Source organism: Mesorhizobium sp. B2-8-3 (assembly GCF_006440815.1).
Classification (GTDB): Bacteria; Pseudomonadota; Alphaproteobacteria; order Rhizobiales; family Rhizobiaceae; genus Mesorhizobium.
In genome coordinates this window covers 206,741-222,014 of record NZ_VFTW01000001.1, presented here as the reverse complement: position 1 = coordinate 222,014, position 15,274 = coordinate 206,741, and the positions used below count along the sequence as shown (strand labels likewise).

Annotated in this window: 15 protein-coding genes and 1 pseudogene; 4 read left to right on the top strand and 12 right to left on the bottom strand. The window is 64.4% G+C overall.

Features of this window, described 5'->3' with window-relative positions:
- Window positions 1–279: 279 nt before the first annotated feature.
- The 4 genes and pseudogenes from FJ418_RS01140 to FJ418_RS01125 all read right to left on the bottom strand — a co-directional run bounded on the left by FJ418_RS01140 (window position 280) and on the right by FJ418_RS01125 (window position 2,200).
- Window positions 280–526: pseudogene (locus FJ418_RS01140) on the bottom strand (type II toxin-antitoxin system Phd/YefM family antitoxin).
- Window positions 527–561: 35 nt separating this feature from the next.
- Window positions 562–873, bottom strand: a complete 312-nt coding sequence (locus tag FJ418_RS01135) for a putative quinol monooxygenase (RefSeq protein ID WP_140645698.1) — start codon at window positions 871–873, stop codon at window positions 562–564.
- A 52-nt stretch (window positions 874–925) separates the two neighbouring features.
- Window positions 926–1,699, bottom strand: coding sequence for an SDR family oxidoreductase (locus FJ418_RS01130; RefSeq protein ID WP_181166803.1), 774 nt, complete (start codon window positions 1,697–1,699; stop codon window positions 926–928).
- 66 nt (window positions 1,700–1,765) lie between these two features.
- On the bottom strand, window positions 1,766–2,200 hold the full coding sequence (locus tag FJ418_RS01125; RefSeq protein WP_140863189.1) for a DsrE family protein: 435 nt from the start codon (window positions 2,198–2,200) through the stop codon (window positions 1,766–1,768).
- A 99-nt stretch (window positions 2,201–2,299) separates the two neighbouring features.
- On the opposite strand from FJ418_RS01125, the gene FJ418_RS01120 reads away from it, so the two are divergent.
- Window positions 2,300–3,400 carry a hypothetical protein gene (locus FJ418_RS01120; RefSeq protein ID WP_140863186.1) on the top strand — a complete coding sequence of 367 codons (1,101 nt, stop codon included), beginning with the start codon at window positions 2,300–2,302 and terminating at the stop codon, window positions 3,398–3,400.
- Window positions 3,401–3,639: 239 nt separating this feature from the next.
- Here FJ418_RS01120 and FJ418_RS01115 read toward each other — a convergent pair whose 3' ends face one another.
- The 6 genes from FJ418_RS01115 to FJ418_RS01090 form a co-directional block, all read right to left on the bottom strand.
- Window positions 3,640–4,587 carry a cation diffusion facilitator family transporter gene (locus tag FJ418_RS01115; protein ID WP_140863180.1) on the bottom strand — a complete coding sequence of 316 codons (948 nt, stop codon included), beginning with the start codon at window positions 4,585–4,587 and terminating at the stop codon, window positions 3,640–3,642.
- Between the two features lie 5 nt (window positions 4,588–4,592).
- Window positions 4,593–6,782 (bottom strand): anthranilate synthase, encoded by a 2,190-nt coding sequence (locus FJ418_RS01110; RefSeq protein ID WP_140863167.1) that lies wholly within the window; start codon window positions 6,780–6,782, stop codon window positions 4,593–4,595.
- Between the two features lie 236 nt (window positions 6,783–7,018).
- Complete coding sequence (locus tag FJ418_RS01105) at window positions 7,019–8,074, bottom strand: succinylglutamate desuccinylase/aspartoacylase family protein (RefSeq protein ID WP_140863164.1); 1,056 nt, start codon at window positions 8,072–8,074, stop codon at window positions 7,019–7,021.
- 183 nt (window positions 8,075–8,257) lie between these two features.
- Window positions 8,258–9,430 carry an MFS transporter gene (locus FJ418_RS01100; RefSeq protein WP_140863161.1) on the bottom strand — a complete coding sequence of 391 codons (1,173 nt, stop codon included), beginning with the start codon at window positions 9,428–9,430 and terminating at the stop codon, window positions 8,258–8,260.
- Window positions 9,431–9,615: 185 nt separating this feature from the next.
- Entirely contained in the window at window positions 9,616–10,992 is a 1,377-nt protein-coding gene (locus FJ418_RS01095; RefSeq protein WP_140863158.1) for an FAD-containing oxidoreductase, read from the bottom strand.
- A complete protein-coding gene (locus FJ418_RS01090) occupies window positions 10,989–11,450 on the bottom strand; it encodes a DUF4126 domain-containing protein (RefSeq protein WP_140858720.1) in 462 nt (153 codons plus the stop codon). Before FJ418_RS01090 ends, FJ418_RS01095 begins: the two co-directional genes overlap by 4 nt.
- A 147-nt stretch (window positions 11,451–11,597) precedes the next feature.
- On the opposite strand from FJ418_RS01090, the gene FJ418_RS01085 reads away from it, so the two are divergent.
- On the top strand, window positions 11,598–12,155 hold the full coding sequence (locus FJ418_RS01085) for a sugar O-acetyltransferase (RefSeq protein WP_140863155.1): 558 nt from the start codon (window positions 11,598–11,600) through the stop codon (window positions 12,153–12,155).
- Between the two features lie 34 nt (window positions 12,156–12,189).
- Here the strand turns inward: FJ418_RS01085 and FJ418_RS01080 are convergent, their stop codons facing one another.
- Both FJ418_RS01080 and FJ418_RS01075 read right to left on the bottom strand, forming a co-directional pair.
- Complete coding sequence (locus FJ418_RS01080; RefSeq protein ID WP_140863153.1) at window positions 12,190–13,572, bottom strand: ATP-binding protein; 1,383 nt, start codon at window positions 13,570–13,572, stop codon at window positions 12,190–12,192.
- Entirely contained in the window at window positions 13,569–14,228 is a 660-nt protein-coding gene (locus FJ418_RS01075; RefSeq protein WP_140863150.1) for a response regulator transcription factor, read from the bottom strand. The genes FJ418_RS01080 and FJ418_RS01075 overlap by 4 nt, the downstream gene beginning before the upstream one ends.
- 188 nt (window positions 14,229–14,416) lie before the next feature.
- Between FJ418_RS01075 and FJ418_RS01070 the strand changes: the two genes are divergently transcribed.
- A complete protein-coding gene (locus FJ418_RS01070) occupies window positions 14,417–14,683 on the top strand; it encodes a PepSY domain-containing protein (protein WP_140653284.1) in 267 nt (88 codons plus the stop codon).
- A 5-nt stretch (window positions 14,684–14,688) separates the two neighbouring features.
- Complete coding sequence (locus tag FJ418_RS01065) at window positions 14,689–15,249, top strand: cytochrome b/b6 domain-containing protein (RefSeq protein WP_140863146.1); 561 nt, start codon at window positions 14,689–14,691, stop codon at window positions 15,247–15,249.
- Window positions 15,250–15,274: the final 25 nt, after the last annotated feature.

Sequence of the window (15,274 nt, the reverse complement as noted above, 5' to 3'; positions counted from 1 at the left end):
ACGGAAAACCGCCGAGCACTTTCCTGGAATGCTTTGGCATTGGATAGCTCGGATCAGGTCCCGACGTTTCGCGCCACCAGCTTGGCTACGCTTGGCCCAATGAGCAGCACGACCAGAAAGCGCGCCGACTGCAGCGCCATGACGAAGGAGATTCCGCGCCATGCGCTCCAGAAGCGCCGCGTCCGAGGGCGCTCTGGTGAGGAGTCCACCTTTTGGTCTTAGACCCGGAGCCGGGAATGCGAACCCCCGTGGCACCTTGTTGGCAGGGCCGCAACACCCTCACTTGTCCATGCCAAACAACGCTTCGATCTCTTCGCCACCCATGCGATCGAAACTTTCGGGGCTGGAAAACTGGCCAGCCATAAAGCCCACACGCCGTATCTGCGCAGTGGTAGGTTGACCGATAGGCACGACCTTGACCAACGGCTTGCCTGCCTTAGTGATGATAAACGGCTCACCTCCGGCGGCCTGGTCTACCAGACGTGATAAAATTAGTCTTTGCATGGTGGATGCTCACGGTCCGCATTAGGTGCTCCAACAAACGATAGAGCTGTTCCCCAGTCAGCCGGCCTTTTCCGGCGCGGGAAGTCCAAAGCCGCCGACCGGGTTGGTCTCGACCTGGAACTCGAAGCCGGCGATGAAGGGACGCGCCTTGGCGATCGCGGCCTGGACTTCCGGCAATTGCAGCGAGGCCTTGTGGCTCGCCTGGTCGGTCCACACTTCGGTGACCCAGATCGCGTCGGCGTCGACCGGATCGATGGCGATGATGTAGCTCAGGCAACCGGGGAGGGCGCCGGTGCTTTCGCGCAGCACGTCCATGACCGCATCGCGCTGGCCGCGCGCCGCCCGCATCTTGCCGATCAGTCCGTACATGCCTTTGCTCTCCCTCCAGGTTGCGCGCTGCACCGAGTATGCAATCGACCGCTCACGGCATCAACTGGCCACCATTGACCTCGATCACCTGGCCGATGATGTAGCCGCTCAACAGGTCGGACGACAGGAACAGATAGGCGCCGACGCAATCCTCAGGCGTTCCGGCGCGGCCCTGCGGTATGGTGGCGACCATCGCCTTGATCTGCTCGGCGTTCGAATAGCGTTCGTGGAAGGGCGTCAGGATCGTGCCCGGCGCCACGGCGTTGACGCGGATGCCAAAGCCGATCAACTCCTTGGCCATGCCGCGCGTCACGTTGGAGACGAAGGCTTTGGACGAACCATAGAGGCCGGCGCCGCCGCCGGCGCCGTTGCGGGCGGCGATCGAAGTGGTGTTGATGATGAAGCCGCCCTGGCGCTTCAGCCACGGTATCGCCTTGCGCGAGGCGGTCAGGACAGAGCGCGCATTGAGGTCCATGACCGCGTCGTACTGCGCCTCGTCCTGATCGGCATAAGCGACGCGGCCGAGCATGCCACCGGCATTGTTGACCAGGCCGTCGAGCCGGCCGAAATGGTTTGCGCTCTCCTCGACGACACGCTCGACGTCGGCAGGTTTCGAAAAGTCCCCCTGGACCAGAAACACCTCGCCGCCATCGTCGCGGATGGATCCGGCCACGATTTCGGCGGGCGCTAGGCTCGCGTTGTAATGCAGCGCCACGCGGCATTTCTGCGCCGCGTAAGCACGGGCAAGGGCCGCGCCGATGCCGGTCGAAGCGCCGGTGACCAGCACCGCCTTTCCGGCAAGATCGGGGATGGCAAGTGTCGTCATGTCGGCTGGCCTCCAGGCTGCCATCCTTCGTAGGCCATTGTCGGCCTGGCCTTCAAGTCCGCGCATTCAGGGCCTGAGATAGACATAGCCCTGGTGCTGCAACTCGGCGAGCCTCACGACGCCGCCCTTCTCGGCAAGCTCGAAGCCCGCCAGCAGGTCGGTCAGTGCGATATCCATGCCGTGCAAGGTGTTGCCGCAGGCTTGCGGGACAAGTCCCTGCTGGACCAGGCCGGCGAAGCGGCTGGAAACAGCGCCGGAAGCGCCCTTGGACTTGAAGGCGGCCAGAGCCGGACCGTGCACCACAAGCACGATATCGACATTGCCGCCGGTGCCTTCATAGTGGTTCTTGATGTTGCCGAGGACGAAGTTGACCTTGTCCGCGTCGCTGAGGTGATAGGCGACTTTCAGCCGCCCCTCAGGTGTTGCCGCATTTGCCCGGCTCAGGCCGAACAGGCCCATGGCGCCTGCGAGACCGGCACGAAAAATGTCACGGCGCAGCATCCTATCCTCCCTTGCCTCGCCCGCTCGCGCGATTTTGCGTGGTTCAGGCGGCACGCCTAGACTAGCATATCCCGGCCCTGTCGGTGGGAGGAGGATCACATGACATCGAGGACCATGGTGGCGAGGACCATGGCGGGCGTGGCGCTTTGCGCCACCCTTGCCGCTTTTGCCGGCGCGGCGCGCGCCGAACAGCCGCCCAAACTTCCCGAGCTCAGCCCGACCGGCGCCGACGCCTGCTTCGGCCGCGTCTACGACGCCGCCCATCTCAAGGCGCATCCGCATCAGAAGGTGGCTCGCATCTTCTTCCTCTACGGCCATGACCCGGTGAGCCGGCCGAACGAAGAACCCGCCGCCAACCAGGACACTTCCTATAACGGCTTCCTTGCCACCACGGCGCGCGGCGCCAAGAAGCCGGAATGGGCAAGCAGCTGGTGCAACAAGGAGGATCCAAGCGACAAGGCGAGCGGCGTCCGTTGCGGCATGGATTGCGACCGCACGCTGGCTTCGCTGAAAGTCGACGACAAGGGAAAGCTGCTTCTGTCCGGTTTGTCGCAAGACGTCTATCTCGACCCGGATTCGGAAGAACAGCTCGGCAAAGCGGAATACAACAAGCAGGCGCTGGGCAGCGAGGACGACAATTTCAAACTAGATCCGATGCCGGCCGACAGCTGCAAGGCGGAGTTCGCGCGCATCGATCCGATCGACCCGGCGCTTGGCGATCCGCTGCGCGTGCGGCTGAAGCCCGATCAGCCCTTCTGCTTCGGGCGTGACTACGACGATGCGCATCTGAAGTCGCATCCCAACCAGCTCACGCAATCGATCCGCATCTTCCGCGGACCCGTCGAGCTTGCCTCCTTCGCCGCTGGCGGCGATGCCGCGAACTGGCCCGATGGCGCCGATATCGCCGTTTCGGTGACGACGAGGCAGAAAGGGAAAAAGGTCACGCAGACCTATTCCTGCCAGGGCGAGGCCGACCAGTGGCGCTGTTCGGCCAGCTCGAAGATGAGCGACTTTTCCTGCGACATCTCGCAGAAGGAGATTTTCCTCAAGCGCGGTGCCAACGGCACGATGAGGGTCGCGAACCCCAACAATGCGGTGGCGGTCCTCAATCTCTGCTCGAAGGCGGCGAATGGCAAGACCAGATCCGACGACAAGGTCTATCGGCTGCAGCCACTGCCACAGTCGGCCTGCGCGCCGTGACCAGCGCTTCGTCATTCTATGGCGGAGCAAGGAGCGAAGCGACGCGGCGCAGACCATAGAATCCATGCCGTGACTTGGAAGCGCCGCCTCGGTGCAGAATTTTGTTCCGTTGCACGCCTTGGCGAAGGTAACGGAATGGATTCTAGGGTCTTCGCGACGGAGCTTCGCTCCTGCTCCGCCCTAGAATGACGAAGTTGAGAGGCTCCGGCCAATCTCCAACGTCTGCCATGCTTACACCGTCAAGCGAAAGGCACCGCCGTGGTGCCTTTCGGCAGCTTCGCCTCGTCGTCCGGCTCGACATGGATGGTGACGCGCACCGAGGGGATTTCGGCTTTCAGCGCATCCTCGATGCGGTCGCAGATGACATGGCTGGCGCCGACCGTCATGTCGGCATCGACGACGAGGTGGAACTCGATGAAGGTGGCGCGCCCGGCTATGCGTGTCTTGAGATCATGGACCTCGAGCGCGCCCTTCGAATTGGCCGAGATGATGTCGCGGATCTGCATGTGTTCGTGGTTGTCGACGGCGCGGTCCATCAGCCCGTTCATCGAGGAGCCGATGACATGCCAGCCCTGCCACAGGATGTTGAGCGCGACGATGACGGCAAGCGCGGGGTCGAGGATCTGCCAGCCGGTGAGCACGGCGCCGACAAGGCCGCCGAACACGCCGACGGATGTCACCACATCGGTCATGATGTGCTGGCCGTCGGCGACGAGGGCCGGCGACTTCGCATTCCGGCCGGTGCGGATCAGCGTCCAGGCCCAGATCGCATTGATGACCGTCGCGACGCCGTTGACCGCAAGACCTTCCCAGGGCTGTTCGAGCGGGGCCGGATGCTGCCAGGACCGCCAGACCTCGTTGAGGATCAGCAGCGCCGCGACGACGATCAGCACGCCTTCCAGCACCGCTGAAAGATACTCCGCCTTGTGGTGGCCGAAGGGATGGTCCTGATCGGGGGGCTTGTAGCTGACCTGGATCGCCCAGAAGGCGGCGGCCGAGGCAATCACGTTGACGATCGATTCCAGCGCGTCGGAATAGAGCGCGACGGAGCCGGTGATGTACCAGGCGGCAAGCTTCAAGACCAGCACGACGCAGGCGACGACGATCGACCAGAAGGCAAGCCTGGCGACCTTCTCCCGGGTCGCGGCTTTCGCCGCGGCCGCTGTCGTGTCCAGCGTTTGCGCCATCTTTTCTAAGCGGCCTTTTCCTTGGCCTTGCGCGGCAGATGCGCGACGATGTTCTCGATGATGCGCATGCCGGCATTGTGACCGAGCGTCATGATCGATTCCGGATGGAACTGCACCGCCGCGATCGGCTCCTTGCGGTGCTCGAAAGCCATGATGACGCCGTCCTCGGTCTCGGCGGTGACCACGAAACCGTCGGGCAGGCGCACGGGGTCGGCGAAGATCGAGTGGTAGCGGCCGACGGTCACTTCCTTGGGCAGTCCGGAGAAGATGATACCGGGCTTCGAGACGCGGATGCGCGACGGCTTGCCATGCATGGGGATGTGCAACTGCCTGAGTTCGCCGCCATAGGCCTCGGCCAGTGCCTGCAGGCCGAGACAGACGCCGAAGATCGGCAGGTCGCGGCTGCGCGCTCGTCTGATGGTGGCGGCGCAGTCGAAATCCTTCGGCGTGCCCGGTCCGGGCGACAGCACGACGAGATCCGGCTTCAACCGCTCGAAGACCTCCTCCGGCACCGGCGAGCGAACCGTGGAGACGTTGGCGCCGGTCTGGCGGAAGTAGTTGGCCAAGGTATGGACGAAACTGTCCTCATGGTCGACCAGCAGGATGTTGACGCCGTCGCCGACGCGCGCGGTGGTGCGCTCGGTTCCGGTGGCGTTGCCGGTCTTGGCGTCGCGGATGGCGGAGAGCATGGCGGATGCCTTCAGTTCGGTTTCGGCTTCTTCTTCCTCGGGAATGCTGTCGAAAAGCAGCGTGGCGCCGGCGCGGACCTCGGCGATGCCGTCCTTGATGCGGATGGTGCGCAAGGTCAGCCCGGTGTTCATGTCGCCGTTGAAGTTGACCATGCCGACCGCCCCCCCATACCAGGCGCGCGGGCTCTTCTCATTCTGCTCGATGAAGCGCATGGCCCACAGCTTCGGCGCGCCGGTGACGGTGACTGCCCAGGCATGCGAGAGAAATGCGTCGAAAGCGTCCATGCCTTCGCGCAACCGCCCCTCGATATGGTCGACGGTGTGGATCAGGCGCGAATACATCTCGATCTGGCGGCGGCCGATGACACGCACCGAGCCCGGCTCGCAGACGCGCGACTTGTCGTTGCGGTCGACGTCCGAGCACATGGTGAGCTCGGACTCGTCCTTCTTCGAGTTGAGCAGCTTCAGGATCTGCTCGCTGTCGGAAATGGCGTCGTCGCCGCGCTTGATTGTGCCCGAGATCGGGCAAGTCTCGACGCGGCGGCCGTTGACGCGCACGAACATCTCGGGCGAGGCGCCGATCAGATATTCGTTTTCGCCGAGATTGATGAAGAAGGAATAGGGCGAGGGGTTGATCGACTTCAGCTTGCGCGAGATGTCTGAAGGCTGGGTCTCGCAGCGCTCGTAGAACATCTGTCCAGGCACGACTTCGAACAGGTCGCCGCGCTTGAAGCTCTCCATGGCGCGCCGCACCAGGTTGGCGTATTCGCCCGGTTCATGATCGCCGCGCGGCGGGATGCGGTCGGCGGTCTTGAACGGCTCGGCATGGGCGTCGCGCGGCAGGCCCTCGGTCGAAAAACCCTCGCCCGAATAGTCGTAGCGGTCGGTCCAGGCCTTGGTCGAATAATGGTCGACGACCAGGATCTCGTCAGGCAGGAACAGCACGAGATCGCGCTGGCTTTCCTTGCGCTCGAGCTTGTAGTCGACCGGGTCGAACTGGAAGGCCAGGTCGTAGCCGAAGGCGCCGTAAAGGCCGAGATTGGCGTCCTCGGTGGTCTTGAACAGCGCAGTGATGGCGCGAAGCACGGTGAAGACCGACGGAACGCGGCTGCGCTCCTCCTCGGTGAAGACGCGGCCGGGTTTCGCCACATCGAGACGAATGAGCGTCTTCGAGGTCTCGGAGATCGTCACTTCGCTCAAGCTGGCAAGCGCCTTGCCGATCACGGGCAACAGCGCTTCGCCGCGCTTGTTCAGCGCTTCGATGCGCATCGTGCGGCCCCGCGCGGAGATGACCAGCGGCGGATCGATGATGGCCGTATCCCAGCGCGTGTAGCGGCCCGGATATTCGTAGTTGGAGGAAAACACTGCGCCCCGGCGCGAATTCAGGCCGTCGACATAGGCATCGATCGCGCCTTCATAGGGCCGGTCGTGGCGTTCCCGGGTGATCGTCACGCCGCCCGCGGTGACGAAACGCTCCGCCCCGTTGTCCAGAACTTTAGTCGTCATTGCCGTCTCCATCAGCGTTTTGGGCAACGGACCCGGGAATGGCTTTAAAAAACAAATGGCCGCCCGGACATTCCGTTGCGGCCACCCTCTACTTTCACGCGCACACGCACGAACAGGCCGCTGTCAGCGAGCCCACCACCAAACGGTCTTGTTCGAACGCATGTTCATGGCGACTCCCATAGCGGCGAATGGAGGTCCATGCAACTGGATTTCACGCCGATGCCGAACGCGCGGCCTCAGTCTTCCAGCGTGCCGGAGCGCGCGTCGCTGCTCCTGGCGTCGCCGGCGAGCTTCAGAAGATCCTCGCCGGCGCGGATGATGCGGCGCGCGCGGCGGGTCAGGATGAAGCCCGATTGCGGGGCAAACACTTCCGTGCGGCCGCCAGCCTCGCCGGGCGCATGCACGATCGTCGCCAGCCTGTCGCCTTTCTTGACGCGGTCGCCGGGCTTGACGTCGTAGAGGATCGCGCCGGCCCTGCACGAAGGCATCATGTCGATGTTTTCCAGCGGCACGACAGGGCCGGAAAATTTCTCGAATTTCGGTACGGATGAATCCTGAACGACACCGCGCGTCACCAGCAGTCGGTAGAGTCCCGCGGCATCAGAAGCAGCGAGCGCGGCGTCGACATCGAGTATGCCGCGATATTCGACCGTGGTGACGGCGCGGCGGTCGAAGCGCGCGACGCTCGCTGGCACGTTCTGATAGGGCATGATCGAGGCGCCTTCGAAGGTGCCGGTGTTGTCCTCACTCCACAGCAGGACGGCTTCGGCGCCCATGGCGGCCGCGCAGTCGGCCATATGCGGCCACAGGCTGGTGTGGATGTAGAGATAGGCAAGGCCTTCGTCGTCGCAGTGGAGGTCAAGGACGATGTCGTTGCCGAGGGAGAGCTGGACGAGCCGGTTCTTCAGCCGGCGATCGGCGCCGCCGAGGCTGACATCGGGCAACAGCCTGGCGTCGGGCGCGGCAAGCAACGGAAAGGAGCGGTTGAAGTTGGTCCGGGTGCCGAGATTGAAGCGGCCCTGATGCTCGCCGAAATGATATTGCGCGCGGCCGATCGGATTGGCCCAGGGCACGATGGTGATCGGACCCTTGATGCGGCCCTCGGCCTCCGCCTTGGCCAGCATCGGCATCAGCGCGTCGATGGCGACGACGCCCGGCAGCTCGCCGGCATGCAGCGCCGCCTGCAGATAGGCGGAAGGAGCCGCCTTGTCCTTGCCCTCGAAGCGCAGGACCGGAAATTCGTAAACGACACCCTCGCTGTCGCCGGCGATGCGCTCGATCGTCTTCTGCATGGGACACCTCCGCGTGAAGAGGTTTCACCCATGCATTTTTGCGATCGGGCTGTCGAGTGGTCCAGCCGTGCCGTGCTGTCGGGGCAGGGTGGCTACGGCGAAGACGCCGAGCCTTGCTACGGCGAAGACGCCGAGCCTTGCTACGGCGAAGACGCCGAGCTGCTAGGGCGAAGACGCCGAGCCTTATTCAGCCGGTTGTGGCTGCAGGACCGTGCGGCGGTCGAGCGCCTGCGACAGCACGGCCACGGCGACGGCCAGAAGCGAGAGCCCCGCGCCCACCAGCGGCAGGTTGGCGTAGGATACGCCCCAGGAGATGGCGAGGCCGCCGATCCAGGCGCCGCCGGCATTGCCGACATTGAAGGCGCCCTGGTTGAGCGTGGCGGCAAGGTTCGGTCCTTCGGCAGCCGCTTCGACGACGCGTATCTGCAGCGGCGGCACGACGATGAAGATCAGCATGCCCCACAGGAAGACGATGGCGACAGCCACGCTTGCGATGGCGCCGAGCTCGGTAAAGACGACGAAGAGCAGCGCCATGGCGAGCAGCGTGGCGATCACCGTCGGCATCAGCTTCCAGTCCGCAAGCCTGCCGCCGATGATGTTGCCGATGGTCATGCCGGCGCCGAACAGCAGCAGCACCCAGGTGACGGTCGCCGTCGACAGGCCGGAGACGTCGGTGAGGTAAGGCTTGATGTAGGTGAAGACGGCGAACAGGCTGGCGGAGGCGAGCGAGGCGATCAGCATCGCCAGCCAGACCTGCAACCTGCGCAACACACGCAGTTCGCCCATCAGCCCGCCGCCGCTCGGTTCGGTGACATCCGAAGGCACCAGCCAGGCGATGGCCGCGACCGAGACCAGCCCGATGCCGACGACGGCGAGGAAGGTGGCACGCCAGCCGAAAGTCTCGCCGAGCGCCGTGCCGGCGGGAACGCCGAGGATGTTGGAGAGCGTCAGGCCGGCAAACATCAGCGCGATAGCGCTCGCCCGCTTGTTGCGCGGCACGAGGCTCGCTGCAACGACGGAGCCGATGCCGAAGAAGGCCCCGTGGCCGAAAGCGGTGAAGACGCGCGCGGCCATCAGCAGCCAGTAGTTCGGTGCGATGGCGCAGAAGAGGTTACCGATGACGAAGAGCGTGGCGAGGCCGACAAGCACCGGTTTGCGTGGCAGGCGGGCGGTTGCCATGGCGACGATCGGCGCGCCGAAGACGACGCCCAGCGCATAGCCGGTTACCAGAAGGCCAGCCGATGGGATCGAGACGCCGAGGTCGGCCGCGACTTCCGGCAGCAGGCCCATGATGACGAATTCGGTGGTGCCTATGCAGAAGGATGCAATGGCGAGCGCTAGGATCGGCAGCGGCATGGGATGTCCGGACTGAATCGGTTCAAAATTTAGACTGGGGCTGGATATGCCCGGCGCACAAGCGCCATTGTTGCAACGCAGCAATGCAGAAACGGAAGAGCGCCCGGCTGGGCTCAGAGACCTTTGTTTCACGGCTGCGGCAAAGTCGCCGAGCCTGACCGCTTCGCACTTTTCCTGGACTTGCTCTAAGCCAGCGGCTTCAGCTCCTGGGCAATGGTCGGCAGCAGCTCCGAGACGGTGGGGTGGATGTGCATGGCGCGCGCCAGCGTCGAGATCGGTGCCTTGGCATACATGAGGTCGAGCACGCAGTGGATAGCCTCGTCGCCGCCCGGTCCGAGCACCGAGCAGCCGAGGATTTCGCCGGTGTCGGCATCGGCCAGGATCTTCATGAAGCCTTGCGTCTCGCCCTTTTCGACCGCGCGGCCGACACGCGTCATCGGCCGCTGTCCGACCAGCGCGCGGCGGCCGGATTTCTTCACGGCGGCTTCCGTCATGCCGCAGCGCCCAAGCGGCGGATCGATATAGAGCGCATAGGCTTCGATGCGGTCGCTGACCTTGCGCGGATCGTTGTCAAGCAGGTTGGCGGCGACGATCTCGAAGTCGTTGTAGGAGGTATGGGTGAAGGCGCCCTTGCCGTTGCAGTCGCCCATCGCCCAGATGCCGGGCACATTGGTGCGCAACTGGTCGTCGACGACGACGAAGCCGCGCTGATCGACCGCGACGCCGGCCTTGTCGAGGCCGAGATCGTCGGTGTTCGGAACGCGCCCCAGTGCCAGCAGCACATGCGAGCCGATGGCCGGCGGCTTGTCGGCGGAGAAGGTGACGGCGATGTCGCTGCCTTGTTTGGCGAAGCTTATATCGCCGGCGCCGACATGGACGTCGATGCCTTCGTTTTCGAGGATGGACAGGATGGCCGCGGAGGTGTCCTCGTCCTCGCGGCCGGTCAGCCGCGGCGCTTTCTCGATCACCGTGACCTCGGAGCCGAAGCGGCGGAACATCTGCGCGAATTCGAGCGAGATGTAGCTGCCGCCGACGACGATCAGATGGCTGGGCAGCACATCGAGGTCCATCATCGAGGCATTGGTGAGATAGGGTACGTCGTTGACGCCGGGCAGGTTGGGTACCGAGGCGCGGCCGCCGGTGTTGAGGAAGATCTTTGGCGCGGTCAGAAGTTGGTCGCCGACGCGCACAGTGTCGGCGGATTCGAAACGCGCATGGCCGCGGTAGAGCGTGCAGCCCTCCATGCCGGCGATCCATTTTTCGAGATTGCCGCGGGCGTCGTTGGTGACCTTGTCCTTGCGCGCCTTGATCCGTTTGTAGTCCACGCCGACGGGGCCCGAGAGCGCGACGCCGTAGTCGGCGGCGCGGCGGGCGAGATGCGCGGCATAGGCGCTCGCCACCATCGTCTTGGTCGGCATGCAGCCGGTGTTGACGCAGGTGCCGCCGATGAACTTGCGCTCGACCAGCGCGACCTTCATGCCGGCGGCCTCGAGCCGGCCGACGAGCGGCGGGCCGGCTTGGCCGCCGCCGATGACGATGGCGTCGAAGCTTTTTGCGCTCATGCGACCGCCGCCACGATGAGCAGCCCGCCGATGATCGCCACCGCGTCCTCGATGAAGGCGGCGGGTGGATCCTTGCCGAAAGCGGCGGCCAGCCGGCCGCGCGCTTCGGCGCCGCCCAGCGTGCCGATCACCGCGCCGATCGCGCCCGCGACCAGGCCGCCGATGGTGGCGCTGGCGGTCGCGCCGATGACTGCGCCGCAGAAGGCGCCGGTCACGATGCGGGTGCCGAACTGCTGCGGCACTTTCCGGCTCGGCGTCGACGGCAGCTGATCGGTGACCAGCTCAACGATTGCCAGGATGGTGAAGATGCCGACGGCAATCCAGTGACCCATGAAGCTTGCCCAGGTGCCTGCGACCGGGAGCCAGCCGAGATACGAACCCCAGGCGACGGCGGCGGGCGCGGTCATGGCGCGCAGGCCGGCAATGACGCCTATCAGCAGTGCAAGAATGTAAAGCATGATCGACCCCCCAAATTGAGACCGTCGCATGGTCTCGCAACGGCAGGCTAGCATAAGCCAAGCGTTTGGCTACGGGGCTTTTGTCAGACAATCGATTATGCTTTGGCGATTATGCTTTGGCAGCAGACGAAACCTGGAGGTGCCACCATGACGACAAGCGAACGCATGAAGATGGCGGCGGGCGAATGGTACACCTGCATCGACGATGAGCTGGAGGCGTTGCGCGTTGCCGCGCGCGATGCGGTGTTCGAGCACAACGGCCTGCCGCCCCGGCGGCGCGGCAATATCGCTCCGGCCTTGCGGGCGCTGCTCGGCGGCGTGGGCGAGCGGGCTCGCATCGAGGCGCCGTTCCATTGCGCCTATGGCTTCAACCTGTTCCTCGGCGATGGCGTCTTCCTCAATGCCGGCTGCACCATCCTGGATACCGCGCCGGTGCGCATCGGCAAGGGAACTCTGCTTGGGCCCAATGTGCAGATCTACTGCGCCGAGCATCATCGCGAGGCCTCAGGCCGGCTGGCCGGGCTGGAGATCGCCAGGCCCGTGACGATCGGCGACAATGCTTGGATCGGCGGCAGCGCGGTCATCCTCGCCGGCGTCAACATAGGCGAGGGCGCCATCGTCGGCGCGGGTGCGGTGGTGACGCGCGACGTGCCGGCGAACACCACCGTCGTCGGCAACCCGGCGCGAAGCGTTGCGCCTCGCTGAGCGCCCTGCGGTTCGAGCGTTCCGGTATGCTGTTCTATGCGCTTCCTGACGGAAAGCCGTCGCGCAGGGTTCCTGGAATTGCCGTGGCGCAAGCAAACCGGATCGTCGCCTCGAAACCGTCTTCGCGGCCCGATGCCGGCGAATTCAGGCTCAGTGTCGCGCCAGTCTGCTGTAGGATCTTGCTGACGATCGCCAGGCCGAGACCCGAGCCGCCAGAAGGCGTCGTTCCGCGTTCGAAGCGTCTCAGCAGCTTGTCGGGCGCCGGCACGACGGGACCTCCGTTGATCACGCTCAACCCCGCGCTGTCGTCGACACGTATCACCACCGTTCGATCCTGGGCGCTGTGTCGAAGAGCGTTTTCGATCAGGTTGCGCGTCACGATCGCCAGCGCGTCGGGGTCGATGGCCACCTCCACCGTGCCTTTTGACGGCCTTTCGAGGCTCAACCGGAATTCGTTCTCGGCATGCTGTTCGAAATCCGCGACCACAAGCGCAACCACTGCGCCCAGATCAGCCGATTTTCCGGCGGCAATTCCGGCGTCGGCGCGCGCCAGTTGCATGAGTTTCTCCGAAAGGTTGGACAGGCTTACGAGCGCCGCCTTGATCTGTCGCGGGCGCTTCATACCCGCATCGTCGGTTGCCTCGGCGATCATCCGCTCGGCCTGGGCCAACGCTCCGGCGATCGGAGTGCGCAGTTCGTGGGCGGCGTTGGCGGTGAATTCCTTTTCGGCTTCCATTGCCATGTGGAGCCGCCGCATCAGCCTGTTGACCGACTTGGCGATTGCCGCAAGCTCGACGGGGAGATGCTCGGTGTCGATCGCGGCGAGATTGTCGCCATCGCGGGCGCTGATGTCGGCACGCAGCTTTCCGATCGGGCGCATGAACCGTGTCAGGGTCAGCCAGGCAAGTATCGCGCTGAGCGGTGTCAGGGCAATCATCGGTACGAGGAAGCCGGCGGCGGCTTCCAACGTCTCTTCATTGCGGCGCTGGTCGCTCTCGGCGACCTGGACGAACAAGGTGCCGCTTACCGCCGGCTCGGTGTAGACGCGCCATCCCGCCTCTTGCGAGAAGCCTCGCGTGAGCCCGGTCGTCAGCGGAGTGGCTGGCGCGCCGTGGGAATGGAGCATTATCCGACCCTGGCTGTCCCGCACCTGGTAGATCAGCCGTTGGCCATCTTCTTCTTGCGAGACAGCCTCCGCAAGTTCGCGCGGAGGCTGAAGCGTTTCGCGTCCAAAGAGGTCGTCAATGACGAGCGGCAGCAACCTGTGGGCCGCCTCTTGCATCGAATTATCCATGGCCTCGTTGATTTCGCGATGAAGCGTGAAGGTTCCGGTGGCGGCAGCCACAACTCCAAACATGACGGTTACGATGATCAACGAGGCGACCAGCCGTCCGACAAGGCTGAATCGCCAGCTCATCGGGCCACTAGGCGATAGCCCAGCCCCCTCACGGTCGCGATCACGTCGCGGCCGAGTTTTCTGCGCAGGCGGCTCACATAGACCTCGACGGTATTGCTCTCCACCTCGGCGCCAAAAGCGTAAAGCGCGTCCTCTACCTGACCCTTGCTGACCGTGACGCCTGGCCGGCCGAGAAATTGTTCCAGCACGGTCCATTCGCGGGCGGTCAACTGGATCTCCCTGCCGCCGACCAGCACGCGGCGATGGGCAGTGTCGACCTCGACCGGCCCGATCCGGATGAGCGGGTTGGGGTTCCCGACATAGCGGCGCGCCACCGCCGCCAGGCGGGCGGACAATTCGCCCAGATCGAATGGCTTGACCAGATAATCGTCCGCACCGGAATTCAACCCGTCTATCCTGTCCGAGAGCTGATCGCGAGCGGTGAGGATCATGACCGGAGTGCGGTGGCCGCCGCGGCGGAAAACCTTGAGGAATTCCAGGCCCTTGCCGTCCGGCAAATGCAGATCGAGCAGCATCAGCTGATACGTCACGACACGCAAATGCTCACGGGCTTCCTCAAGTGTGCCGCTCCAATCGACGGCATGGCCATCGGCGGCCACGTGGTCGCGCACGGCTTCACCCAGCACGCGATCATCCTCGATCAACAGAACACGCACGCCGCCTCCGCAGCCTAACCATCCGTCCCATGCAGAACGATACTGACAGTAGCCTGAACGCCAGTCCCATCAATCGGCGCGTCTGCTCTCCAAGTGCGGCATTTGCAAGAACCGGCCGGCGTTCAGGCTGCTGTCAGCTTTCGGTCGCAGGTTTTTCGGCATCGGAATCAACCGATGGAGAAACCGATATGAGAACAATCGTCCTGACCGCGCTGGCGCTGGGCCTGGCCGCGCCGGCCTTCGCAGCAGACCGATGCAACGTGCCGACCGACCAGTGGCAGCCGCGCGAGGCATTGCAGAAGAAGCTGGAAGGAGAGGGCTGGAAGGTCCGCAGCATCAAGACCGAAAACGGCTGCTACGAAGCCAAGGCGGTCGACGCCAGCGGCAAGAGGCTGGAAGGCGTGTTCAATCCCAAGACGCTGGAGTCGGTCGGCGCCGATTCCGACGACGGTTGATCGCCATGAACGCCACTCTTTGGACACGGGAAACCTCGGTCAGGGTCTGGAGCTCCTATGTTCGCCTCTTCCACTGGTCGCTGGTTCTGTGCATTGCCGTGGCGTGGCTTTCTTCCGGGGAAATCATGAAGGTGCATGAGCTGGCCGGCTATTGCGCCGGAGTCCTGATCGCCTCGCGCCTGGTCGCGGGGCTGGCCGGGTCCGGGTATACGCGCTTCGATCAATTCGTGCGCGGACCGCGCATGGTGCGATCGTATCTCGCCGACGTGGTGCATGGCCGTGAGAGGCGATATCTCGGCCACAATCCTGCTGGCGGCGCCATGGTGCTGGCGCTTGTGATTTGCATCGCGGGAATTGCGCTGACCGGATGGATGCAGACCGCCGACGCCTGGTGGGGCGTTGCCTGGGTTGAGGACACGCACAAGGTTCTGGGCAATGGTATCCTGGTGCTGATCGGCCTGCATGTCGGCGGCGTGGTTCTGGCAAGCCTGCGCCATGGCGAGAACCTGGTTCGGGCGATGGTCACCGGCCGGAAGCGCGCGCCATCGCCGCAAGACGTTGCCTGACGAATGAGACTGGAGAATGCAAAGG